General features: G+C 57.8%; 25 protein-coding genes and 1 riboswitch. Of the genes, 9 read left to right on the top strand and 16 right to left on the bottom strand.

Translation table 11 applies throughout. The annotated features are described in order from the left end of the window. Positions 1–7 precede the first annotated feature (7 nt). A complete protein-coding gene (locus tag CVU69_05565; GenBank protein ID PKN12831.1) occupies positions 8–715 on the bottom strand; it encodes a bifunctional demethylmenaquinone methyltransferase/2-methoxy-6-polyprenyl-1,4-benzoquinol methylase UbiE in 708 nt (235 codons plus the stop codon). Between CVU69_05565 and CVU69_05560 the strand changes: the two genes are divergently transcribed. From CVU69_05560 to CVU69_05540, 5 genes are read left to right on the top strand one after another with little or no spacing between them, the layout of a single operon-like run. Then, complete coding sequence (locus CVU69_05560; protein ID PKN12830.1) at positions 714–1,037, top strand: hypothetical protein; 324 nt, start codon at positions 714–716, stop codon at positions 1,035–1,037. The two genes, CVU69_05565 and CVU69_05560, sit on opposite strands and share 2 nt — an antisense overlap. Then, positions 1,037–2,635 carry a radical SAM protein gene (locus CVU69_05555; GenBank protein ID PKN12829.1) on the top strand — a complete coding sequence of 533 codons (1,599 nt, stop codon included), beginning with the start codon at positions 1,037–1,039 and terminating at the stop codon, positions 2,633–2,635. The genes CVU69_05560 and CVU69_05555 overlap by 1 nt, the downstream gene beginning before the upstream one ends. A gap of 45 nt (positions 2,636–2,680) precedes the next feature. Next, positions 2,681–3,736: a lysine 2,3-aminomutase gene (locus CVU69_05550; protein ID PKN12828.1), complete on the top strand. Its 1,056-nt coding sequence runs from the start codon at positions 2,681–2,683 to the stop codon at positions 3,734–3,736. Positions 3,737–3,792: 56 nt separating this feature from the next. Beyond that, a complete protein-coding gene (msrB, locus tag CVU69_05545) occupies positions 3,793–4,302 on the top strand; it encodes a peptide-methionine (R)-S-oxide reductase (GenBank protein ID PKN12827.1) in 510 nt (169 codons plus the stop codon). Positions 4,303–4,338: 36 nt separating this feature from the next. Beyond that, a complete protein-coding gene (locus CVU69_05540) occupies positions 4,339–5,121 on the top strand; it encodes an RNA methyltransferase (GenBank protein PKN12826.1) in 783 nt (260 codons plus the stop codon). Positions 5,122–5,126: 5 nt separating this feature from the next. Here CVU69_05540 and CVU69_05535 read toward each other — a convergent pair whose 3' ends face one another. Next, entirely contained in the window at positions 5,127–5,594 is a 468-nt protein-coding gene (locus tag CVU69_05535) for a hypothetical protein (protein ID PKN12825.1), read from the bottom strand. A gap of 28 nt (positions 5,595–5,622) precedes the next feature. After that, on the bottom strand, positions 5,623–6,852 hold the full coding sequence (locus CVU69_05530) for a nucleotidyltransferase (GenBank protein PKN12824.1): 1,230 nt from the start codon (positions 6,850–6,852) through the stop codon (positions 5,623–5,625). A gap of 535 nt (positions 6,853–7,387) precedes the next feature. Here CVU69_05530 and CVU69_05525 point away from each other — a divergent pair. From CVU69_05525 to CVU69_05515, 3 genes are all read left to right on the top strand, one after another. After that, positions 7,388–7,654, top strand: coding sequence for a hypothetical protein (locus CVU69_05525; protein PKN12823.1), 267 nt, complete (start codon positions 7,388–7,390; stop codon positions 7,652–7,654). A 15-nt stretch (positions 7,655–7,669) separates the two neighbouring features. Next, positions 7,670–9,592 (top strand): cation acetate symporter, encoded by a 1,923-nt coding sequence (locus tag CVU69_05520; protein ID PKN12822.1) that lies wholly within the window; start codon positions 7,670–7,672, stop codon positions 9,590–9,592. An 82-nt stretch (positions 9,593–9,674) separates the two neighbouring features. Further along, positions 9,675–10,301, top strand: coding sequence for a hypothetical protein (locus tag CVU69_05515; protein ID PKN12821.1), 627 nt, complete (start codon positions 9,675–9,677; stop codon positions 10,299–10,301). A gap of 39 nt (positions 10,302–10,340) precedes the next feature. On the opposite strand, the gene CVU69_05510 is transcribed toward CVU69_05515, so the two are convergent. From CVU69_05510 to CVU69_05490, 5 genes are all read right to left on the bottom strand, one after another. Then, positions 10,341–11,786: a signal transduction protein gene (locus CVU69_05510; GenBank protein ID PKN12820.1), complete on the bottom strand. Its 1,446-nt coding sequence runs from the start codon at positions 11,784–11,786 to the stop codon at positions 10,341–10,343. A gap of 111 nt (positions 11,787–11,897) precedes the next feature. Beyond that, entirely contained in the window at positions 11,898–12,257 is a 360-nt protein-coding gene (locus tag CVU69_05505; GenBank protein PKN12903.1) for a hypothetical protein, read from the bottom strand. Between the two features lie 168 nt (positions 12,258–12,425). Beyond that, entirely contained in the window at positions 12,426–14,231 is a 1,806-nt protein-coding gene (locus tag CVU69_05500) for a cation acetate symporter (GenBank protein ID PKN12819.1), read from the bottom strand. A 13-nt stretch (positions 14,232–14,244) separates the two neighbouring features. Next, the gene (locus tag CVU69_05495; GenBank protein PKN12818.1) at positions 14,245–14,499 is read right to left on the bottom strand and encodes a DUF4212 domain-containing protein; all 255 of its coding nucleotides are present in this window, start codon (positions 14,497–14,499) and stop codon (positions 14,245–14,247) included. Positions 14,500–14,813: 314 nt separating this feature from the next. Continuing rightward, positions 14,814–15,578, bottom strand: a complete 765-nt coding sequence (locus CVU69_05490; GenBank protein PKN12817.1) for an IclR family transcriptional regulator — start codon at positions 15,576–15,578, stop codon at positions 14,814–14,816. A gap of 542 nt (positions 15,579–16,120) precedes the next feature. Here CVU69_05490 and CVU69_05485 point away from each other — a divergent pair. Beyond that, a complete protein-coding gene (locus CVU69_05485) occupies positions 16,121–17,575 on the top strand; it encodes a hypothetical protein (GenBank protein ID PKN12816.1) in 1,455 nt (484 codons plus the stop codon). A gap of 120 nt (positions 17,576–17,695) precedes the next feature. Here CVU69_05485 and thiE read toward each other — a convergent pair whose 3' ends face one another. From thiE to CVU69_05445, 8 genes are all read right to left on the bottom strand, one after another. Next, positions 17,696–18,346, bottom strand: a complete 651-nt coding sequence (thiE, locus tag CVU69_05480; GenBank protein ID PKN12815.1) for a thiamine phosphate synthase — start codon at positions 18,344–18,346, stop codon at positions 17,696–17,698. Beyond that, complete coding sequence (locus CVU69_05475) at positions 18,327–19,439, bottom strand: 2-iminoacetate synthase ThiH (protein PKN12814.1); 1,113 nt, start codon at positions 19,437–19,439, stop codon at positions 18,327–18,329. Before CVU69_05475 ends, thiE begins: the two co-directional genes overlap by 20 nt. 51 nt (positions 19,440–19,490) lie before the next feature. Then, positions 19,491–20,261: a thiazole synthase gene (locus CVU69_05470; GenBank protein PKN12813.1), complete on the bottom strand. Its 771-nt coding sequence runs from the start codon at positions 20,259–20,261 to the stop codon at positions 19,491–19,493. A gap of 191 nt (positions 20,262–20,452) precedes the next feature. Beyond that, a complete protein-coding gene (gene thiS, locus CVU69_05465; GenBank protein ID PKN12812.1) occupies positions 20,453–20,650 on the bottom strand; it encodes a thiamine biosynthesis protein ThiS in 198 nt (65 codons plus the stop codon). Positions 20,651–20,671: 21 nt separating this feature from the next. Continuing rightward, on the bottom strand, positions 20,672–21,478 hold the full coding sequence (gene thiF / locus CVU69_05460) for a thiamine biosynthesis protein ThiF (protein PKN12811.1): 807 nt from the start codon (positions 21,476–21,478) through the stop codon (positions 20,672–20,674). A 66-nt stretch (positions 21,479–21,544) separates the two neighbouring features. Continuing rightward, positions 21,545–21,655: riboswitch (TPP riboswitch) on the bottom strand. A gap of 49 nt (positions 21,656–21,704) precedes the next feature. Further along, the gene (locus CVU69_05455) at positions 21,705–22,280 is read right to left on the bottom strand and encodes a phosphohydrolase (GenBank protein ID PKN12810.1); all 576 of its coding nucleotides are present in this window, start codon (positions 22,278–22,280) and stop codon (positions 21,705–21,707) included. Between the two features lie 147 nt (positions 22,281–22,427). Beyond that, positions 22,428–23,300 (bottom strand): EamA family transporter, encoded by an 873-nt coding sequence (locus CVU69_05450; protein PKN12809.1) that lies wholly within the window; start codon positions 23,298–23,300, stop codon positions 22,428–22,430. Between the two features lie 46 nt (positions 23,301–23,346). Beyond that, on the bottom strand, positions 23,347–24,717 hold the full coding sequence (locus CVU69_05445; protein ID PKN12808.1) for a menaquinone biosynthesis decarboxylase: 1,371 nt from the start codon (positions 24,715–24,717) through the stop codon (positions 23,347–23,349). Positions 24,718–24,761 lie beyond the last annotated feature (44 nt).

Below are 24,761 nucleotides of genomic sequence, written 5' to 3'. Positions count from 1 at the left end.
TACGAAATTATTTAATGCCGGTATAAATCGTGGCGATGCCGAAGGTTTGATCGTGATGGGTGACGGAGCGAAAACCGGCGGCCTGCATCATCTGCATGAAGTCTTCGCGGGGGGGGAAGGCCTGAACGGAATCGGGAAGATATTGATAAGCGCTGCGCCGGGAGATCAGCCCGCCGATTCGGGGGAGGACCTGGAGAAAGTAGAAGTCGTAGAGGGCTTTAAAGAGTCGGCTCCTGGGGTTGGAGAATTCGAGGATGACCACCCGGCCGCCCGGTTTGAGGACCCGGCACATCTCGCGTAAGCCGGCGGGGCGATCGACGACATTGCGGATCCCGAAGGCGATGGTCACGGCATCAAAGAGCGCCGCAGGAAAGGGGAGCTCTTCACAAGGGGCATTGACCAGCTGAATCCGCTGCGCATAAGGAGAGGCGGCGACTTTGTCGAGGCCATGCACCAGCATCCCCTGGGTAAAGTCGGCGCCGATGATCTGCACCGTGGCCGGGGTGCGGCTGGCGATTTCCAAAGCAACATCGCCGGTGCCAGTCGCGACGTCAAGGACCATACCGTCGCCGGGGACACTCAGGAGACCGACGGCGGTTTTGCGCCAGCGCCGGTCGACACCAAAGGAGAGGAGACGATTGAGCAGATCATAACGGGGGGCGATGGCGTCGAACATTTCGCGGATGCCCCGTCCCTTTTCACTGATTTGATACATGCTGTACTGCCTCCCGGTTTCGTCGCTCGCTGGCCGATTTTGTAGCACAGCACCGCCGCGCAGGCAACAAAAGATCAATCGGATGCGACCGGTCCGACATATAAAGAACCCCAAAACAGGAGATTCTACTGTGGATACAACGAAAAAAAGACTCGTCGAACTGGAAATTCGCTACGCCCATCAGGAGCGCCTGGTCGAAGAACTGAGCAGCATCGCCGCTGAATTCGGCCGGCGCATCGCCATCCTCGAACGGGAAAATCGCAGCTTCCGTGAGATGCTCAGCGCCCTGGCGCCCTCCACCCCCGAATCGCCGGACGAATAATGACCGATGTCATGCTCATTCAGCCGCCGGCGACCAAGGCGGTCGAGCCGCCGCTCGGTCTCGCCGTCCTTGCCGGCACTCTGCGCGCCAAGGGCTTTTCGGTGGCGACGCTCGATGTTAATCTCAGCGCCACCCTGTCCCTGCTGGCGCCGGAAAACGCTGCACGGGTCGCCGGAACGCAGCCGCCGACGAACGTGCGCCGCGCCCTGAAACAGGCGAAGCCATCGCTGGTTCTGGTCCGTTCTGTTGCCGCCCTCACCTCCTTTCCCCGCTATGCCACCGCCTTGCACCATTTGCACACCCTCCTCGGTCTGTATGGCGACAAGGGGGAGCGGCTCACCCTCGGTGATTATGAATACGAAGAGTTCTCCCCCTTTGCGCCGGCGGCCTTGCAGCAGGTGGCGGAGGGGAGCGTGACCACTCTCTTTCACGAGCACTTTGCCGGAGAGGTCGTGCCGGCAGTGGTTTCCCGGGCGCCGCGCATCATCGCTCTCTCCATCAACTACCGCCATCAGCTCCTCCCCTCTTTCGAGCTCGCCGGCCTGCTGCGCCGCGCCCTCCCTGAAGCCACCCTCGTCGCCGGCGGCGGCATGATCACCTCCTGGCAACGCATCCTGACGGCCGGGGCGATCCGTTTACCCCTTTTTGACCATCTGATCTTCGGGCCAGGGGAAGAGCCGCTGTGCCGATTAGCGGGCGGCAGCGCGCACGACTATCTCCTCAGCGGCACGGAGATCGCCTTTAACCCCGACTTTTCCGACCTGCCGCTGGCTGACTATCTTTCGCCGCGGCCGGTCCTCCCCCTCGCCGCATCGCGCGGCTGCTACTGGGGCAGGTGCCGCTTCTGCCCGGAAGCCGCCGCCCCGACCCACCCTTACGGCAGCGACCCGGCGGTCGCTTTTCCGGATCGCTTGCTGGCTTTGGCCGCCAGGACCGGGGTTAGGGATTTTCATCTCACCGACAACGCCATCCCGGCACCGACCCTCAAGGCCCTCGCTGCCCGCCATGCCGAACTCCACCATCTTCGCTGGCACGGTTTTGTCCGCTTTGAACGCGCCCTCCTCGATCCGGTTCTGGTCGCCGGCCTGGCCAAAAGTGGCTGCACCCTGCTGCAACTCGGGCTGGAGAGCGGCTCTCAAGCCGTCCTTGAACAGATGGACAAGGGGACAAAGCTGACCGAGGCGGCGCAGATCCTCGAAAATCTCCGGGTTGCCGGGATTGCCAGCTATGTTTATGTCATGACCGGCATCCCCGGCGAGACCGCAGCCGATGCAGAATTAACGCGCCGCTTCCTACTGGAGCATGCCGAGAAGATCGGCTTTCTCAATCTGGCGTTGATGAATCTCCCCCGCGATGCTTCGCTGCTGGAGCAGGCCGGCGACTATGCCATCGATAGCGCCAACCTCCTCGACAGCGCCGCCCCCCTCGGCCTTTATCGCTCATTTAGCAGCAGCACCGATTGGGGCCGGGACGAAGCGCGTCGCTTCTTGGCGGCGCTGAAACGGGAGCCGGCCATCCGCGCCATCCTCCAGCGCACCCCGCCGTGGCTGACCTCGAATCACGCCTTTTTCTTTCCGCCACCAGCGCGGGTATGCTAAAAGAAAGTCTGACACACCCCCTTTAATCTTTCACCGGCTTATGACATGGAACCCTGGCAACAATCCTTACGCGACTCCCTCACCGACCCGGCGCAACTTACGGCCCGCTTTGCCATCGACCCGGTGCCGCTGCTGGCGGTGGCACAGCGCTATCCGCTGCGCATCACCCCCTATTATCTCGACCTCCTCGAAGGACCGGGCGATCCCCTTTGGCGGCAGTGCGTCCCTGATCCCGCGGAACTGGAAGTAGACGGTCTTCTTTCCGATCCCCTGTGTGAAACCCGGCTGAGCCCGGTGCCGGGACTGGTGCACCGCTACCCGGATCGGGCTCTCCTCCTCACCACCGCCACCTGCGCCGTTTACTGCCGCTTCTGCACACGCAAGCGCGCCATCGGCTGCAGCTCCGGAAACCAGGGGCCGGATTTTGCCGCCGCCCTTTCTTATATCGCCCAAACCCCGGCGTTGCATGAAGTCATCCTTTCCGGCGGCGATCCTCTCCTGCTGGACGATGATCGCCTCGACGATCTGCTGAGTCGGCTGCGGGCCATCCCCCATGTCGAGACGATCCGCATCCACAGCCGCGTGCCGGTCGTCCTCCCGGAACGGATCACGGAACGACTCGCTGCACTCCTCGGACGACATCATCCTTTGTACCTCAACACCCACTTCAACCATCCCCGCGAACTGACTCCGGAAGCCGCCGAAGCCTGTCAGCGCCTGGCCGCGGCCGGCATTCCCCTCGGCAACCAGAGCGTGTTGCTGCGCGGCGTCAATGATGATGCCGAGACCCTGCGTTCATTATTTCGCGGCCTGCTGCGGCTGCGGGTGCGGCCCTATTATCTGCATCACGGCGACCTTGTCGCCGGTACCGCCCATCTGCGCACCAGCATCGAAAGCGGCCTGAGTTTGGTCGCGGCCCTGCGCAACACCCTGCCGGGAATGGCTATCCCCCAGTACGTCATCGATCTCCCCGGCGGCCGCGGCAAGATGCCGCTCCTGGCAAATGCGATCGTGCAACTCGGGCCGACGGCGATCATCCGCGCCGCTAACGGTGAAAACGTCGCTGTCGCCAATCCAGGTCGAAATGAGGCCGACAAGTAGCTGGATCCCGGGGAATGCGCTATACTTTGCTGACAAACCCAGGCAAAGGAGGCCCTATGACTAAACAGCTATTTTACGGATGGCTACTCTGGCTGCTGCTGGTGACACCAGCCTTCGCCGCCCCGATTCAGGTCTATTCAACCGCCAGCAAAGGATTGATCATGAGTGAGACGATCAGCAAGAGTCCGGCAGAGTGGAAGAAGCAATTGACGGCTGAGCAGTATCATGTTTTACGCGAGGCCGGGACCGAACGACCCTTCAGCAATAAATTCCACGACCATCATGCGGAGGGGATCTATTCCTGTGCCGGCTGCGGCCTGGAGCTCTTCCGTTCCGGGGATAAATACGATTCCGGTACTGGTTGGCCGAGCTTCTTTGCACCGATTGCGCAGGAAAATGTCCAGACCAAAGAGGATCGCGGCTTTTTCTCGGTGCGGACCGAGGTCCTTTGCGCCCGCTGCGGCGGCCATCTCGGCCACGTCTTTAACGACGGTCCGGCGCCGACCGGACTGCGCTACTGCATGAACTCCGCCGCCCTGAACTTTACCCCGACAGGTGGCAAGTGAGAACGGTCAGACTTTCTGACACAAGCGGGAGCAACGATGAAGAAGGATGGAAATGCTGACATGGCGAACCTCCAACCGCAGCGCCTCGCCATCATCCTCTGCTCGCCGCAGCAGCCGGGGAATATCGGCGCCACTGTGCGCGCCATGTCCAACTTTGGCGTCACAGACTTACGTCTGGTCAATCCCTGCCCGCACCTCCACCCCGAAGCGCGCAAGTTCGCCGTCAATGCGCATCCTCTCCTCGGCACGGCGAAAGTTTACAGCAGCCTGCCCGACGCCCTCGCCGACTGCCATCTCTCCATCGCCACCACCCGCCGTAGCGGGCGATTACGCGGCGATCTTCTCGACAGCACCGCCGTACCGGAACTGCTGGCGACCCTGCCGCCTGACACGCGGATTGCCCTGGTCTTTGGCCGCGAGGATAGCGGCCTCAGCAGTGAGGAAGTCGCCCTCTGCTCCCACGCCGCCACCGTGGCGACGACAAACGAACTCGGCTCCCTCAATCTCGCCCAGGCCGTCCTCCTCTTCCTTTACGAAATTTTCCGGCCGCAGACGCAGACCTCCCCGCCATCGATAGTGCCGGAGGACGCAACTCTCCCGCAGCAGGCAGAACTGCAGGCCATGCTCGGACAGATGGATGCGGTCCTCGAAAGGATCGCCTTCCTGAATCCGAGTTCACCGGCCGGGGTACGGAACAAGCTGCACCACCTCCTGAGCAGGACCCGGCCCGACCAGGAAGAGGTGGCCCTGCTGCGCGGCATGTGGACACAAATCGCCTGGAGCATCAACGACTGGCGGGGACGAAAACGAGGGGGTTAAAGTCTTTAACGCTTTTTCGGTGAAAGGAGCAACCTGTTCGCGGCAAAGTTGAAACATTGCAGATAGGTCAGCGTTGTCGCGAAAAAGGAGAAAAACGCCGCACTACTGACAAAGGTGCCGGCCGGAGCACTGGCGATCAAGGTGCCGTAGAAGATAAAGACCGCCGCTTTGCTGAGAGAGGCAACGATGCGCTGCCGTTGCAACGCCTTTTGCTCTTGCTCCTTTTTTGCCTTGGGCGCCGTGAGTTCAGCCGATGCCTCCCTGGCGGCAAAACGATAAATCGGATAAAAAAAGAGGACCTGCAACCCCAGGGTCAGATAGATGCTGTTGAAGAAGAGCTTCAGCGCCCCTTTTACCGCATAGACCTGCTGTAATTTCCAGGCAACAAAGAGCAGGAGCGCCATCAAAACCCCCTGCACAATGCTGTGAATTCTCATCAAATGCTGGATCCGTACCACTCCGGCTTGACTCATAGAAGGACTCCTTTGCAAGCTGCACCGTTCAAACAATGGTGAAATTGGTATGGATAATCTTCTGCAACTCTTCAATGCGCCGCAGGGCCTGGCGCAACTCCTCCTGTTCGCGCAGGCTCAGGGTTTGAAGTTGTAGATAATAAGAATCTTCCTGCAGGCCGCGCAGTTCGCGAATTTGCAACTGGATGCGCAGGCGGGTCAAGAGCAGATAGGCACTGCGCAAGCCGGCGGCAAATTTGGCGGAGAAACTGCGCGCTAACTCGAGTTTGTCGATGCGCTGCAGCGTCGAGGTTTCAATGATATTATGGTTGACGGCGAGGATGCGCACATTCATCACCAGCGCCGCCCAGCCAAGGAGCTTGATGTTCATTTCGCCCTGATGCGCTCCCTTCTTCTCGGTCCAGAGCCGCCCGAACCAGCGAAGGCCGACCTTCATCTCGGTCGCGGCCTTTGCCATCCCATAGATGACCTGGAAATAACTGCGCTCAAAATCCCGAATCACCACGATCAGAGCTTCGGCCAGGGACTGCTCCCCGGCGATAAAACGGGCATCGGAGAGGACGATCAGATCCATGAGATTTTTGGCGTATTCATCATATTCATAGCAGACAATCGCCAGGATCCGGCGCTTCCACTGCTGCAGCGACCCCCGCCAGGTCGGATTCGACGGCATGATCTCGCCGCTGCACTTTTTAAACCCGACCTCGGCGAGCCGGTCAACGAGTTGCGCCGAGAAGGTGACAAAGTAACTGTCGACCCCGGCAGCACCACCATCGGCATAAACGAGAAGATAATCCTGATCCGTAATCAGCGTCTGCTCGTAACGACCGTCACTCCCCATACTCAGCAGCGCATACAGCACCGGGGCCGGGCCCGCCCCGCTGCCAACCATATCCGCTTCAACCAGCGTCATCGTCCGGGCAGCGAGGAGATTACGGTAGCGGGTGCAGGCATAATGCAAAGCCGGCACTGAGGGGACAGCTTCAAAACGTGTGATCTCAAGCTCGTTCAACTGCCGGTGAATCGCGGCCAACTCCTGATAGTCAGCACTGACCGCGACCTGTTGCAGCAACTGTGTATGGGTCGACTGCACGGTGGCAAGAGCAACACTTTCCTCCTCCACCCGTTGCCGCAACTGCCCCAACAGAGCTTCGGCTTCTGCCCGGTCGAGGCTGAGCATGTACTCCCGCACCTGTCGGGTGATTCCGGTGATGAAGTCGCTCGATTTCTCCGGTAGAGGAGCATGACGCTGGGGCATGGGATTGCTCCGCGAAAGAAAGAATGGGACAACCAGGAAGGTGCAAAACCTTCCCCATCTATATAACACTAAGTTCAAAACAAATCAGTTTTCAAATGCTTTCATCATCGTTGCTTTGTTGGCAAAAATCCTCCCGGTGCGCTGTCAAATCATTAGAAAAGTTCCACCTCATCCGCCATACAGATATGGTCCCATTTACCAGTCATCTCAAACACTATTCTAAATGTTCTCCAAGTCACCGAACTTATGGAACTCCTTCTTCACGCTCTAAAAACAAAATTCTGCCAGCCCGACAAAAAACCAGATATTTTATACATTTTTTGTTGACATGATTTTATAACAACATATTATGGCGCGGATCTAATAACACAAGATAACGCATAATTTACCACAATAGTCAGCATAACATCTTGTATTTTCAATCATATCTTGTGTTCTACTGTCGGTGATCTGCGCCATTTGCAGGTTTTTTTCTTCATTTTGTGCGGGAGCCGGAAGAGTTCCCCCACAAACATTATTCAAAGGAGTGATTATCATGGGACATGGACCCGCCGTAAAACTGGGCAAGGACGAAGCGGCCGCCTACAAGACCAAACTCGGAGTAAAGATGTTTGTCTTTTATACCATCGTTTACTTTACGTATGTCGTCATCATTGCTACCAATCCCAAAGCGATGGAAACCACAGTGATGGGGCAGACTGCCGCCGTCCTCTGGGGCTTTGGGCTGATCGCTCTGGCGCTGTTCCAAGCTGTCATCTACAACCATCTCTGCACCAAAGCAGAGTCTGACCTGAACGGTTAAGGGAGAAACCATAACATGATCTACGCACAGTCTCCGTTAGCTATCGGCCTCTTCATCACGTTTGTCGCCTTCGTCCTCGGCCTCTCCTTCTACCTTGGCCGCCGTACCAGTTCCGCTTCCAGCTATTATGCTGCCGGCGGCAACGTTCACTGGTTCACCAACGGTATCGCCTTTGCCGGCGACTACCTCTCGGCAGCCTCCTTCCTCGGCATCTGCGGCATGATCGCGACCTCCGGTTATGACGGCTGGATGTACTCGATCGGCTACCTCGCCGGCTGGGTCGTCGCTCTCTTCCTCGTTGCCGAGCCGATGAAACGCCTCGGTAAATACACCTTTACCGATGCTCTCGACTCCAAATTCAACTCCAAGTCGATTCAGCTCACCGCCGCAATCTCCACCCTGATGGTCTCGGTCTTCTACCTCATCCCGCAGATGGTCGGCGCCGGCGTCCTCGTCCAGCCCCTCCTCGGTCTGCCGCACTGGGTTGGCGTCTGCATCGTCGGTATTGTTGTCACCATTATCGTCGCCACCGCAGGGATGGCCTCGACCACCTATGTTCAGTTCTTCAAAGGCGCCCTGCTGTTGATCATGTCGACGGTCGTCGTCGTTATGGTTCTGGTTCGCGGTCTCTCGACCACACCGGTGAATAACGGCGTTGCATATCATGACTTCAAACCTCTGACCGCGACCGCCGCGCTGGAGATCAGCGATCCTGCCTATACGGTTGTTGCCGGTCTCGATTCGGCCTACGGCAAAGCCGGGTTTGTCAAACTCGCCAAAGACGGCAAAGAGACGATCTGGAAACTTGCCAGGAATGACGCTGGCTTCACTCTTGAGCAGACGCTTTATGTCACCACCAAAGCAGACGGCACCAAGCTTTATAACGGTGCCGCCAAAGAGGCCGGTGACTTCTTCCCGGTCGGCCACGTCAAAGAACTGCGGATGAACGGCAAGGAAGTCATCACCACCGGCGCCGTCGGCCCCTTTGCCTATCTTTCGGCGATCAAGGATTCGACAATCGTCCTCTGGGGTAAAACCTACGTTGTCGACGGCAAGGAGAAGGCTGAAATCTTCTTCCAGAAACCGACCCCCGGCTCGCGGATTCTCCGGCCCGGCCTCAAGTTCAAGGTCGACAACGCCACCCCGACCGAGACCTTCAACTTCGTTTCGCTGATGCTCGCCCTCTTTTGCGGGACTGCGGCTCTCCCCCACATCCTCATCCGCTATTACACGGTTCCGAGCCAGGCGGCAGCCCGCAAATCGACTATCGTCGCCATCGCTGCCATCGGTTTCTTTTATCTCCTCACCCTCTTCATGGGGGTCGGCGCCATGACCAACGGTGTCATTAATCTCACCGACAACAATATGTCCGCACCGCTTCTGGCCCTCTCCTTCGGGGTTATCCTCTTTGCAATCATCTCTTCCCTGGCCTTTGCTACAGTCCTCGGCACTGTATCAGGGCTGATCGTTGCCGCCTCCGGCGCTGTTGCCCATGACCTGATGGACAACTACTTCAACATGAAAATGAGCGATACCGGCAAAGTCCGCGCCGGCAAGATCTCTGCGGTCGTCGTCGGCTGTATCGCCATCTACCTCGGGATCATGTTCGAAGGGATGAACGTCTCCTTCCTGGTCGGCTGGGCCTTTGCGGTTGCTGCCTCGGCGAATCTCCCCGCCATTCTCATGCTCCTTTTCTGGAGCAAGACAACCGCTCGCGGCATCTCCGCCTCGATCATCGTCGGCATTGTCAGCTCCCTCGGCCTGATCCTCATCTCCCCGGACATGTGGGCCCTTTACGGCCTCCTCCCCAAGGATGCGCCGATCAGCTTTAACAGCCCGGCCGCCATTTCTATCCCGCTGTCGATTCTCACTCTGGTTCTCGTCTCGTTGATGACCCAGAAGGACATCAACCGCGGCCACGACGTCGAAACCGCCTGATTAAACTTGCCTCAAAGCTGATGCTCTGAAATACTTTGGGCCGCCTTCGGGCGGCCCACTTTTTTTCATAAGGATGCAAAGAATGAAACGTTTCCGTGTCACTTTACTGGTCGTCTGTCTCGTCCTCGGCTGGCTCGGCGTCACCGACCTTGCCCTTTATCTGCGCAACCCCGAACCACACGTGATCAACATAACAGAACTGACCCGACAGGGGGCACCGCGGGAATGGCTGAAGATAGAGGGCGGCTATCGCGACCTGCTGCAGGCGATCAACATGAGCGGCACCGTGGAGATCAGTTCCTTTCTGGTCCCGTTGAAAGCGTCCGAGACCTCAGAGGATCTGCAGATCTGGTTTGAAACTCGTGATCCGCAAATCCTCAACGCTCTCAAAACCTACTACTTTGATCTCGACACAGAAATAACACGCGCTGAATTCCTCAAGGAAAACCGGCAACTCTTTATCGGGCAGTATGACCTGCAGGGGATGACTGTCAGCAGCCTGATCGCTGACTCTAACGCAAGCAAACTCAAAGAGTTGCTGACAAAGATGAATATTCCGGTTTCTGAGCAGGTCATCTTTATCAGCGAAGGGAAAAAACCGTCGAGCGGCAGGGGCTTGTTCTTTGCGGCGATGGCGCTGCTCGGGTTAGGCAAGCTCCTCTTCGATCTCTGCAAAAAGCCCAACAAAGAAGTTGCCAGCGTCATTTAAGTAAAGAAAGATTACCCGGAGCCGCCGCCTCGCCAGAACTTAACCCGGGACAAGGTCGAGGCGGAAGCGCGCTTTAATAAAGGTCTCAAAGGACTTCACCACTTCCAGGGTGACGTGCAGCCGTCCTTGCTCGACACGGTTCAGGGCACGAGGAGCGATGTAATTCGAAGGGTCGCCCCCGATGGTGATCGCCTCCAACTGCCCCTGCAGCCGTAACTGACACAACAGATTGAAGCTGGCCAGCAGGTCCTGGTATTGTTCGTGACTCAGCACCCCTTGCGCAACGAGTTGCGCCATCTTCTCCGGCGTCCCGCCCCCCACCAATCCGATGGAAAGCCCCAGAACCCTGATCCCTTCGGTCAGCGCAAAGAGCCCGGCCGTCTTGAGATCGATCTCGCCGCGGTGCTCGCCCCCCTTTGCCACCTTAAAACCACCGAACAGACCCAGAGGGGGAACGAACTTTCCGGCCTGAACCGCCAATCGGGTTAAAAAGAGCGTTTCCTGCCGGGTCCGCGCGGCAATATGCGCCTTGATCGCCTGTTCCAGTTCCGGGTCACCGGCCAGGGTGCGCAGATCGCTGAACATGCAGAAGTGCAGAATACTTTCGCTATCGGGGAGATTGATCCACTGGTCGATTTCCTCCCGCCAGGCCGTCAAACTCCGCCGCCAAAAGGGATTCGTTGCCATGATGCCGCCGGGACATTCCGGCACACCGATCTCTATCAAAGCAGCGATCAGCGCCTCGGAAAAACTGGCAAGACACGCTACCTCTGCGGCGGAGAGATCATCCGCATAGATCATGGCATTATCCTGATCAGTTTTGAGGGTCTGCTCGCCGCGCCCCTCGCTTCCGAGGGCGACAAAAGCAAAGCCGGCAGGTAGCTGCGAGAATTTCTCCTGGCGCAGGAGATCGATAAGACGCTGCACGATCTGATCATTCAAATGACTGATCAAGCGCATCAGATCGTGGGTCGGCACCCGCACCTGATGCAGCGAAGCGGTCAGCTCATTGATGTTGTGGTGGATGACCTTGAGGTCGGCGATACTCCCGGCACTTGCGAGTTGCCGCACCAGGCGCTGCGGCGAGTTGGTCTGCACCCGGATCAAATCTGATTCGGTGAGCATACCGCACAAGCGGCCCGCTGTATCGACCACACCGACACGATGGATTCCCTGCCGGGACATCTGATAAACGGCTTCGAAGAGGAAATCTTCGTCCCTGACGACGACAAGCGGGTGGCTCATGATGGCTCCAGCCCGCAGCGTGGCAGCATCCCCGCCGACAGCCACCACCTTGTTACGCAGGTCACGATCCGTGAAGATCCCCACCGGTTCTCCGTCAGCGCAGACAATCACACTGGAAATCCCCTGTTGCGCCATCTGCGCCGCAGCGTCCTGCACAAAGTCGTCGCTGGAACAAAGGATCAGCTCCCGGCGGCAGAACTCCCGTACGGGTCGAGCATAAACGTGTTCTTCGATGTTCATGTCAGCCTCCCGTGCGTTAAAGGGCAAAGACGAAAAACGGCCCGCCAAAAAAGAGGCGGGCCGCAGGGGATGTGCATTCTTCCGATCGCAAGCGGAACCCGCAATGAAGGATTAAGCTTCTTTCTTTTTCTTTTTGGTAAATGGGTGCGCCTGACGACTGATGACAAAGTCAGCAAAAAGCTTGATCCAGATCGTCGAACCAGCCATAGCCGTCCAGGTGTCGTAATGCCAGTGGCCGATCGCAACGCCGACGATCACTGCGATGGCAACCGACCCGGCAAAAATATTGAGAAGCCCGACAACCAGTGCCCATTTTTTTGGATTCGGTGGTGACTCCCCATGTTTCAAGGCCACTTCGGAATAGTCTTTTTTGATAAAAATACGCCAGGCACGACGCAGCCAAAAAAAGGTCATGGGAAACAGCGCCAGGAAAAGGATCCATGTCATTGCGATGCTGGCATTAAAAAGTATTCCGTCAGACATTCGATACTCCTATCGGGCCCCCTTCAGGAGGCATTGATAATTTTATAGCGTCTGTTTGTACCCGAGGAAGCGGTCTTCTAGCAATCAAATAATCATAGAAAAAAACCCCGCCAGCAAATGCTGGCGGGGCAAAACTAACCTTCATGAACGATCAGCTTAGTGCGCGCCACTGACGACTTTAGATCCACGCGGCGTACGGACATCTTCAACCAGGTGCTGGATGTGCTCCGGGCACTCCGGGGTGAACTTGCTCACCACATAAGCGACAGCAAAGTTGGCCAGCGCACCGATGGTGCCAAAGGCTTCCGGGGTGAGGCCTAAGAAGGAGTTCGCGCCACCGATCAAGGGGAGGTAACCGGTCCCTTTGATGAAGAAGATCCCTTTGTGGGCAAAAACGTAGAACAGGGTGACGAACAGACCTGCCAGCATACCGGCAATGGCGCCTTCCTTGTTCATCTTCTTGTTGAAGATACCCATCATCAGTACCGGGAAGATGGTGGAGGCGGCAATACCGAAGGCCAGGGCCACGGTGCCGGCAGCGAAGCCCGGGGGATTGAGACCGAGCCAGCCTGCAACCACGATCGAGCCAGCCATGGCAACTTTACCGGCCATCAGTTCGCCTTTTTCGCTGAGGTTCGGCATCCAGATTTTCTTCAGCAGGTCATGGGAGATTGCCGAAGAGATGGCGAGGAGCAGACCGGCGGCGGTGGAGAGTGCTGCTGCGACACCGCCGGCGGCGACCAGAGCGATGACCCAGTTGGGCAGCAGGGCGATCTCCGGGTTGGCCAGAACGATGATGTCAGCGTTGACGGTCAGTTCGTTGCCGCCCCAGCCTGCAGCGGCTGCTTTAGCGGCGGCAGCTTCGTTCTTGGTTTTGTCATTGTAGTACTGAATGCGGCCGTCGTTGTTCTTGTCTTCCCATTTAAGCAGGCCGGTGACTTCCCAACGCTTCATCCAGGCCGGACGCTCGGCATGAACCAGGCTGGCATCGGCGGCGTACATGTCGCCGCCGGTCTTGGCGGCCGAGTTGACCGTGGAGATCAGATTCATGCGGGCCATGGCGGCTACCGCGGGTGCGGTGGTGTAAAGCAGGGCAATGAAGACCAGGGCCCAACCGGCCGAGGAACGGGCCGCAGCAACGGTGGGGACGGTGAAGAAGCGAATGATGACGTGGGGCAGACCGGCGGTGCCGATCATCAGGGTCACGGTATAAATGAACATGTTAAACAAGCTGCCGGTCGCCGAGGTGGTGTACTGGCCGAATCCAAGGTCGGTGACGACCTGATCAAGCCGGGCCAGCAGAGAGATGTTCTGACCGACCAGATCACCGCCGAGGCCGAGCTGGGGGATCGGATTGCCAGTCAACTGGAAGGAGATGAAGATGGCCGGGATTGTATAGGCGGCGATCAAGACAACGTACTGGGCCACCTGGGTGTAGGTGATCCCCTTCATGCCGCCGAAGACGGCATAGGCAAAGACGATCGCCATGCCAAGGTAGATACCCATTTCGTTGGTCACCCCGAGGAAACGGGCAAAGGTGACGCCGACGCCAGTCATCTGGCCGATGATATAGGTCAGGGACATGGTCAAGAGGCAGATAACCGCCACGGTTGCCGCGCCATTGGAATAGTAACGCTCAGCGACAAAGGAGGGGACGGTAAACTTGCCAAACTTACGCAGGTAAGGAGCCAGCAGCATCGCCATCAGAACGTAGCCGCCGGTCCACCCCATCAGGAAGAGACCGCCGCCATAGCCCATGTTGGAGATGAGGCCGGCCATAGAGATAAAGGACGCTGCCGACATCCAGTCAGCCGCGGTAGCCATGCCGTTCAACATCGGGGGAACGCCACCACCGGCCACATAGAATTCGCTGGTGCTGCCGGCGCGAGCCCAAAGGGCGATGCCGAAGTAAACGGCGAAACTACCGCCAACGAAAAGATAAGTTAAAGTTTGAAGATCCATTTAGGTCGCCTCCCTATTGCTCGTGGACATCGAATTTTTTGTCAAGTTCGCCCATCAACTTGGCGAACACGAAAATCAGGGCAATGAAACAATAGATCGAGCCCTGATGCGCAAACCAGAAGCCAAGCGGGTAACCACCCAGATGGATGTTGTTCAGTGCCGAAGCGAAGACGATACCGAAACCATAAGAAACCAGGGCCCAGACGAATAGGTGTGCCCCTACGAGTTTTAGTACCGCGTGCCAGTAAGCCTTTCCACTTGTGTCCATAAATTCTCCTCACTCTGCTTGTAATGTTGGTTGCTCTTGGCCGGAATCAGCCGCGATAATCACCACTTTTCCATCTCGAACTTTTGTACTGCTGTTGTTACAGATGCCGGCGGAATGAGACCTCCTCGTTAAAAGTGACACTGCCGAAGGTTGCGCCTTTTCGTCTCATTAAAGTCATTCATTCTCCTTTCCTAGCATTCAATAGATCTTCTTCATGTCGGTGCATAACAGTTTTTGCGATTAAACCTTTGAGCGAAACTCTTTCTGGTAAAAATTATCATCTGCCAAAGAACTTACACCATTATTAAAAATCGTCAAGCATAGGCACGAGAATAACCGAATTTCATCGACAACTGCTCACCGGCGACCAAAAGGGCGGGGATCACTTCACCCTCCAGTCGCTCCGGCAGCATACGAAAGGAGGGGGCGAGAAGAGTGAGCGCACCGACCACCTTGCCGGCGTAATCGCGTATCACCACTGCCACCGCACAGATCCCTTCGCCCAGTCCGCCAAAATCGACAGCCACACCTTTACGGCGAATCTCTTCCAGCTCCTTGACCAATTCCCGGGATTCCTCTTCGCTGCGGCGCTTGCCGCCACGCCCGAAGAGATCGATGGAACCGACCGACTTGATCACCTTGCCGGCGGCGTTGGTAAAGAAGGGGAAACGCTTGCCGACCAGATCGACAGCGCGGACCTGCTGAAAGGAATCGACCATATCAAGAAAGAGGACTTCATCGTCACTAACAACGGTAAGGTAGATGGCTTCGCCAAGTTTATGGGCCAACTCTTCCATCACCGGGTGAGCCAGACGGAGAAGGTTCGCACTCTTGAGAATATGCTGCGCCATCTCGAAGGCCTGCACGCCAAGACTGTAAGCACCGGTACTTTCATTGCGCTCGACCAGTCCCTTGTCTTCAAGGGTGGCCAGGAGGCGGAATGATTTATTGCGACTGAGCTCGAGCTTCTTGGCCAGGACTGCCAGGGTGAGATTGGTCTCCTCCTGCGCCAGCGCTTCGAGAAGCTCAATCGCCTTGACAACCGCTTGAACTGAATAGACGCCTTTTTCTCTGGTCATCTTTGCACCTTTGATCGTCTATCGTGAAAGGGCCAAATGGGGATAAAACGTTTTTCTAAAGTGTGTTATATTTTTATTAGTACATCGTTCTATAATTGTCAACACTATATTTTAAAATTTCATTTCACCGGCATATTAATCTCGCAAAAAAAGGGAGCTGCCACCCCCCAAAAGAGGAATCTTCAAGCTCCATTAAACGAATAACTATCTTTATTTATTATATTTTTATCGATTAGATCGGTCAAACCTTTTGAAAAATAAAATTATTTATCTCCTTTTGATTTTTCATAACAAGGGAGTTGATGTTTCGCTGATAAAAATAAATTCGATAAATATGCGTTTTATTGATACACGGGAACAAAGGAATCCATACCGGCAAACAGCCCCCTCCCGGCCACCGGCAGCGATGGACTTAAACGGCGTTACAGAGTGGAACACAGCAGCGGTGGCGGAACAGCGGTGGCGTCCACCCTTTTGAATTGCATTCTTCCAGCAATTACGGAAGAATATGATCACTTCCCGTCAAAAATCAGGTGGACATCATGCCGGCTATCAATGAAGACAGTTTCTTTTTCATCACCGTTGACAGTGTCTGCCATCGTCCGGCTATCACCTGTTCGCCCGAGCTGAGCCTGGTTGAAATGGCCCGCCTGATGAAGCGCCAGAATATTTCAGGGGTCGTGGTCGTCGAAACAGAAAAGCCCGTCGGCATCGTCTCGCTACGCGACCTCCGCAACCTCATCGCCGATGCCCCTGACACCCTCGGGCAGCTGAAGGTCGGCGAAATCATGAAGACTCGCCTGATCACCATCTACGCCCACGACTACCTCTTCAAGGCCATCTTTTTGATGGCCAAGCACAATATCCACCGCCTGATCGTCGTCGATGAACTGGAGCGCCTCGTCGGGGTCATGACCGATACCGACCTGCTGCGCATTCAAACCCGCAGCCCGCTTTATCTGATCAAAGAGATCGAAGCGGCGACCTCTCTCGAACAGCTGCGCACCCTCGGCAAAAAGATGATCGGCATGCTCCAGTACGCGCTCCGTACCAATGCCGATACCCAGAGCCTGATTCAACTCATCAGCCATTTCAATGATGCTTTGACCGAGCGTTTGATCGCCATCCTCGCCACCACAGAGAGGATCTGCCTGCCGCCCGGCGCGGCCTACCTTGCTCTCGGAAGCGAAGGGCGCGGTGAGCAGACCCTGCGCACCGACCAGGACAGTGCCATCGTTTACCGCGACGACCTCCCCGCCGACCAACTTGTCGAGGTGCGGCGCTTTGCCGAACGCATTGTCGCCGCCCTGGAGTTTGTGGGCGTCCCCCTTTGCCCGGGGCAGATGATGGCCAACTCTCCGGATTGGTGCCACAGCCTGAGCGAATGGAAAGAATTGACGGCGCGCTGGATCTCTATCCCCACCCCGGAGCAGATGGTCTATTTCGGCGTTTTTCAGGATTTACGCGTGGTGCATGGTGACAAGGAATTCGAGAAAGAACTGCGCGTCCATCTCAGCGTCTACACCAAAAACAACGGCATCTTCTTTCCGAACATGGCGCGCAATATCGCACGTTTCAAAGCGCCGATCGGCATCTTTGGCCGCTTTTTAACGGGGAAATCAGGGGAGGAGCGGGGGAAGATCGATCTAAAAAAGGGGGGGATTTTTACTTTGACCCGGGGGGTCGGGCTCCTCGCCCTGGAGACGGGGATTCTCGGCGGGACAACCTGGGATAAACTCGAACGTCTCCACCTCCTCCAGATTGTCTCGGATGAGGAGTGGGAAACCTTGAAAGAAGGCTTTACCTTTCTCGTCAAGCTGCGTCTGGAGAAGCAGTTGAGTGCTCTCAGCTCCGGACAGGAGGCGGGCAACCTTGTCGACCCGTCCCTCCTCCCCGAGCGATCCCGCGATCAGCTTCGCAGCGCCCTGCGCGGCGTCAACACCCTGATCAGCATCATGCGCAACCGCTATCAGCTTGACATGAACGCACCGCGGTAAATCAAGAACCTCGCCACCCCCAGCCCTTTAGGCCCGAATCTGGGTCCTCCTTAAAAAAAGAGGGGAGCTTTTGACCGTCTCCCCCTCCTTAGTTTAGGAGGGGGTCGGGGGGTGGTGATTTTAGCCCGTAATCCCCCGCAACAAACCCCGCGCCGCTTCCTCCGGATCGACCGCCTGCAGAATCGCCCCGATCAACGCAACATGAGCGCAGCCGGCCGCGCGCAGCTCGGGGAGACGCGCTACGCTCACTCCGCCGAGAGCAAAGACCGGCAGGGGGGGGTCAGCACAAACCGCCGCAAGTGGTTCCAATCCGACCGGCGGTCCGTAAGCAATTTTCGAGGGAGTGGAGTAAACCGGCCCGAAGGTGACAAAGTCGGCGCCGGCAACAGCGGCGCGATGAACTTCATCGGGGTGATGCGTGGAGACGCCGATGATGCGCTGCTCGCCAAGGAGCTGGCGGACAACACTCACCGGCAAAGAATGTGCGCCGAGATGAACGCCATCCGCGTCAACCGCCAGAGCAAGATCGACACGGTCGTTGATCAGCAATCGGGCGGAAAATTCCCGCGTCACCTGCCGCAATGCCAGCGCCAACGGGTAGAGTTCGGCGGCACTCAAATCTTTTTCCCGCAGCTGCACCGCCCGCACCCCGCCGCGCAAAGCCGCCCGCACTGTCGCGACCAGCTCCTGCCCGCTCGGCAGGGATTTTCGATCGCTGATCAAATACAAAGAGAAGTCGACCTTCCCCTCTTCAGCGCACAAACGCGACATCCCAATCCTTCCAGACCGGCTCATATCCCTGACTGCGGATCATCGCCGCCACTTCATCGACGTTGCGATCATCGTCAATCACAAACTGCTGACCGCTGTCATCCTCGCTGGCGTACCCCCCCGGCGCCGTGCAGCTGCCGGCGCTCATCTGGGTAATCCCCAAGGGAAGGAGATGGTCGCGCAGGGTGGCGCTTTCGCGGGTGGAGAGAACGAGCCCGGCGTCGGGGATCAGGAGACGCAGGGCGCAGAGGATCTGGACAAAGTCCCGGTCCGAGACCGGCGCCAGCGGCTGAAAACCGCCATCCGCCGGGCGCATGCGCGGGAAGGAGACGCTGAGGTGGGTGCGCCAGTAGTGACGGGCGAGATAAAGGGCGTGCAGCGCTGTAAAGAAGCCTTCGACGCGGAAGTCGCCGAGCCCAAGGAGACTCCCGACCCCGACTCGGCGGATGCCGGCAGCCGCAGCGCGCTCCGGCCCGAGGAGGCGCCAGTCGTAATCTCGCTTCTTGCCGGAGGGGTGCATCTGCGCGTAAAGGGGGCGCGCGTAAGTCTCCTGATACAAGGTGAGGCCATCGACGCCGGCGGCGATCAGTCGCGCATAACCGGTTTGATCGAGGGGATAGATCTCGATACTCAGCGACGAGAAGAGGGGACGAATCCGCTGAATCGCTGCTTCGAGATAATCGAGCCCGGCAATCTGCGGCGCTTCGCCGGTGACGATGAGAAGATGCCGGAAACCGCGATCGTGCAGTACCTGCGCTTCAGCGTAAATCTCGTCGACACTCAAGGTTTTGCGCGGCATCTGGTTGTGAACGTTGAAACCGCAGTACAGGCAGCCGTTGGAACATTCGTTGGAAAGATACAGGGGGGCGTACATCTGGATGGTCCGTCCGAAGCGCTGCACGGTGAGCTGATGCGCGCGCTGCGCCATCGTCTCCAGATACGGCGCCGCTGCCGGCGACAGCAGGGCAAGAAAACCATCGAGGCGCAACGGCGTCGCCGTCAGGGCGCGCTCGACATCGGCGCTCGTCCGGGCGGCAATTTCGTCGCGAATCTGCGCCGGGTCGTACTTACTGATTTCGTCGAGAAAAGACATTTTTATCATCCGATCAGTCGGATCGGTCCGATCGGTCAGATCGGTCCGATTTTAGTTGCGCAAAAAACCGGTCAGAGGACTGGACGCTTCTGCCTGATGCCGCTGACTGCCGAGGCCGGCCAGATAGCCCTCGCGTCCGGCTTCAACCCCTTTGCGGAAAGCCTGCCCCATCAACCCCGGATCGCGGGCCACCGCCAGAGCGGTGTTAACCAGAACGGCATCGGCACCGAGCTCCATCGCTTCAGCAGCATGAGAGGGGGCACCGAGCCCGGCATCGACGATGACCGGAACAATCGCCTGCTCGATGATGATGGCGATCTGCTCACGGGTGCGCAGGCCGCGATTCGTGCCGATCGGCGCCCCTAGCGGCATGACCGTGGCCGTACCGACTTCCTGCAGACGCTTGGCGAGGACCGGATCAGCGTTGATGTAAGGGAGGACGATGAAGCCTTCCTTGACGAGAATCTCCGCCGCCTTCAAGGTCTCGATCGGGTCGGGAAGAAGATAATAAGGGTCCGGGGTGACTTCGAGTTTGATCCACGGCTCACAGCCGGCCGCCCGGGAAAGACGGGCGAGACGCACTGCTTCTTCGGCATCACGAGCACCGCTGGTATTGGGGAGGAGGAGATATTTATTCCGGTCAATGTGGGACAACAAGCTGTCCTGCGGATCGTCGACATCGACGCGGCGCAGGGCAACAGTGACAATCTCGCATCCGGAGCCTTCCATGGCCGCGACCATGGCGGCGTTGGAGGAAAACTTGCCGGTGCCGATAAGGAGCCGGGAGGAGAAGGTGCGATTGGCAATGATAAGATCGGACATGGAAGATCCTTTTCCTGAGGAGAAATAACGCAAGAGCATTTCACACGGATAAAATCTGATTTGTACGGATTTTACGGATTAAACGTTCACCCCACACCTTTTTGACGATCAATACTCGCCATTTTGATTTATCTGTCCTTTATCCGTCTCATCCGTGTAAATCCGTGTGAAACAGCCTTGTTCAGGTTGAATTACCCGCCGCCGACGAACTGGACGATTTCGATGCTGTCTCCGGCGACTAACGGGGTTTGGGCAAAGTTGGCTTGCAGGACAATGGCGCGATTCAATTCGACGGCAACACGGCTGGCATCAAGTCCCAACTCCTGAAGCAGGCCGGCGACGTCACCGGCGCTGACATCGCGCGTGTTACCGTTAATTTGTAGTTGCATGGTTAAATCCTTGTCGTTAATTTATTCCGGTTCTTCGCCCAACAGCAGGCGCAGGGCAGCATTGGCCTGGTGGTGCGCCGCAACGCCGACGCGCGGCGCCATCAACCCCTGACCGGGACCGGCGCTACTGTCGCCATCGCCGACCAGCCAGAAGTTACGGCCGACCCGCCGGGTGGTGATAGTATTAGACGGTCCGAAACCGGCGAGGCCCGAGGCGGCGATCAGCGGTTTTTCGGGAAAGCTCTGCCGCCAGCTCTCAACCAGCAGCGCCTTCTGATCGGCACCGTCAAAGGCTTCAATCAGAAGATCGGCGACGCTAAAGACCTGCGGGATATTGCTGCGATCAAGGCGGCCATGATAGGTGGCGACCTTGACGAAAGGATTGATCCGCCCGAGATTCGCTTTGAGGGCATCGACCTTGGCCAAGCCGATCTGATCGACAAAGAACTGCTGACGATTGAGATTCGACGGTTCGACCAGATCGAAATCAGCCAGCAACAACCGCCCGACACCGATGCGGGCAAGAGCGACCGCCACCGCCGAACCGAGGCCGCCGCAGCCGGCAATCCCAACCGTCCCCCCCTTGATCTTTTCATGCACTCCCGGCGTGTGGCGCGCCATGAGCAGCGCTTCCATCTCTTCAGGGAGCGGCACTTCACCGCGCTGGATCAGCGCCACCCGGTCACCATCCGCCAGGAGCTGATCCTTTGGCGCTGGAAAGCCGTTGACGATCAGGAGATCGGCCTGCGGCTTGTAACTGGCGCGCAGCGCAAAGAGGCTTATCCCGGCGGGGACTTCGATACTGCGTTCATTGACCATGATCTGCATAAAGTCACCACAAATAAAAAGACGGTGGAGCCGACTTGTCGCGGCTCCACCGTCTTCATAATTCGTTCGGGAGGATGCGCCGCTTCCCTACGCCGGTATGAGCCGGATCAGGTTCAAAGGGTCGTCCCGCTGGCGGCGAAACTCTCAGTGACGTCAGTCACTCCCCTAGGGCTAAATTGTGATGTTAAGCTAGCAGGGTGCCGCGGAAAAAGTCAACCGAATATCTTTAGCGCTTCCCCTTCACCCACCAGGCCTCTCCCTCCCCCTCGAACCACCAGCGGCTCGAATCGGTGACCCAGATGGTCTCGGCCAACTCACGGGCCACCACGGTCTTCAATCGTTTCAGAGAGTAGGGGTACCACTCTTCGGCATTGCGATTGCCGAGATCCCGGTACTCTTTGAGAGCGAGGATCATCTCCAGCTGATCGGCATCGTGAGCGAGACAAGACTCTGGCGTCTCCCCGGCGGTAAATTCCGCGATCGTACCCTGATAATCGTCGCCAAAAGGGAGAGTCGCGGCAAGATCGCGCACGGCCCGCCCTTCATCGGCCTGCACATACTTCTTGTTGACATAGTTTAGATCGCCGGTACGCGCCTCGGGGATATCGTGAAAGAGGCACAATTGCATGACCCGCGCCGGATTCACTGTACCGTCAAGCTGCGCCAGCGTGTAGCCGATGACGGCGGTACGGAAGGAGTGCTCGGCGACCGACTCGGCTCCAGAGCCGAGAAACTGAAAGCCGGTGCGCGGCGTGCGTTTGAGCATCCCGACTTCAAAGAGGAAGTTGGCTAGGTTTTTCATGGTGCTCCGGCAGATAAAGGATTTCCGGTAGGGGCATCCCTTGTGGGTGCCCGGATTAAGGCGGATACCCACAAGAAGTATCCCTACCAATTCAAGGTTGTGCGTAGGAACAGTATGGTAGCGCAAATGGACGGGGAGTGCCACCCCTCAACCAAACCGGATCAAAACCACGCCGGCGAGAATGGTAACGCCAGCCAACAAACGGATGCGGCCGCAGGTTTCGTTGAGAAAGAGAGTGCCGATAAGGACGCCGATGAGGATACTCACCTGCCTAGTCGGAACAGCGTAACTTAAGGGGGCAAGTTTGAGACCGTAGCGGAAGGTGAGAAAAGAACCCATCATCACCGGACCGGCAATGAGGATGAGGCGGGGATTGTATTGCCACTCACGCAGGATGCGGCCGCGGTAGCGGGGGCGGAGAAGGTTGAGGGACATAAAGACCAGCATGAAGATGACCAGCAGATAAGTGAAGTAGAGGGGAGAATAATCCATGACCCCGGTCTTGTCGATGACCGCGCCGACCGAGTAGATAAAGCCGGCAAAGAGGGCATAGCGCACCGCCTCTTCATTGAGGCTGCGCAAGGGGCGGAGGGCTTCATCAAGGGAGATCCGCCGCAACTGCACACACCAGACGCCGATCACGACCAAAGCAATCCCGCACAGGCCCAATCCGGAGATCTTTTCCCCGAGCAGGAGGGCGCCCCAGACCGGAACATACAACATCGAGGTCTGCGACAGGGGGTAAACCAGGGACAGGTCGCCGCGATGATAAGCCTGACCATTGGCAATATGATACAGGACAAAACAGAGCCCACCACTGGCGGCGAGGGCAACAATATGCGGCGACGGCAAAGGGAAAGGGCCGGGGAGAAAAGGGAGGAGCGCGGTAAAGAGCGTTGCCGAGACGACAAACATCCACCAGATATAGATGGTTTTGTCGCGGCTGCGCTTGACAAGGAGATTCCACAGGGCATGCATCAGCGCCGAGAAGAGGATCAGACTAAAAGCCAAAGTACTCATGGCGCAGAGTCTACCTGATATGGTTTTTTTGTCATAGTGAATTTATTCAATTTGAGTCAATAAACCAGGATGCCGGCAACCCGTACTCCCGGGCTCGCGCCGCGACTTGCGTCACGATCTGCGGATCAGGGGATAACGGGCGAGACAAAGGACGGGAAGCGTCGATATTGAGCCCCATCCCGGGGAGGATCGTCAGATCGCGCTGCGGATCGACAGCATTCAGAGCACGCCAGAAAGCCGCAGCGTAATCATGGACATTAACTTCGGGCCCAAAAAGGATGAGCAGTCGCGAGCGCAGCAGCAGATCGGTGGTGCGCAGGCGCTGTAGCAACTCTGCACCATTTCGGTCCACTGCAGCCGCCACCAACGCGCAGCCGTGAAAGATCCCTTCGAGGGGCATGGAGAGAGCGACGACTTCGGGACAATCGATACGCAGCAGCGGCAGAAAAAGCTGGGGAGTGAGAGCCGCCAGATAACAATCCTCCATCGGTGGCGGCCCGACCACCGTTGCCGGACAACAGGCATCCCGACGCCGGTGCAGAGCCGAGAGATGCAAGCGCGGCACGAGAGCCGCCGGTGCATAACTACCGCTGTGATTACCAAAGGGACCTTCGCGTCCGACCTCGCCAGGCAAGACGTACCCTTCCAGCACGACTTCGGCTACGGCCGGAACAAGGAGATCGAGGGTCACGCAGCGCGACAGCGGCAACGCTTCGCCGGCAAGGAGACCAACAAATGCGGCTTCGTCAACCCCGGCCGGCAACGGTGCGGCCGCCGCCCAGAGGAGGGCCGGCGGCGCGCCAAGGACGATGGCAACCGGCATCGGCGCGCCCCGTTCCTGCCAGGCGCGGGCATGAGCACCCGCCCCCGAGCCTTCTTTCCAGTGAATCAGTAAGCTGCCGTCCGAACTGCGTTGCACCCGGTAGATCCCCCAGTTGATCGCACCGCTTTCAGGGTGTCGGGTCACCACCAGCGGCAGGGTCAGGTAGCTGCCGCCATCATCCGGCCAGGATTGCAGAAACGGGAGTTCCGTCAATTCCGCGGCCATCTCCTGCCAGCAGGGGGGGACCAATGCCGGCTTGATGGCGGAGCAAAGTTTCTCCAATCGCTGCGCGGCACTGCCGCTTTCTTCTTGCAGCAGCAAGATCAAACGCTCGGTCAGCAAGGACAGATCTTCATCCGCCGCCCCCAGCGCCCAGGCAGCACGGCGCGGGCTGCCGAAAAGGTTGGTCAGGATCGGCAAGGCCGCCGGTTGCAGCGCGCTGAAACGGAGGGCTGGACCGTGCGCCTTGCTGACCCGCTCGGTGATCCGGGCAAGCTCCAGCGTCAGGGCCACCGGGACAGCAATCGTGTGCAGCTCGTTGTTCCAATTCAGATGTTCTATGAATTTGCGCAGATCAAAAGCATAAGGGAGCATTTTGTCTCCAGCAAGGCGTTAAAGTCCGCAAGCGGTTTGCTTTT

Source organism: Deltaproteobacteria bacterium HGW-Deltaproteobacteria-4, assembly GCA_002841765.1.
Lineage (GTDB): Bacteria > Desulfobacterota > Desulfuromonadia > Desulfuromonadales > UBA2197 > UBA2197.
This window is presented reverse-complemented; position numbering and strand designations above follow the sequence as displayed.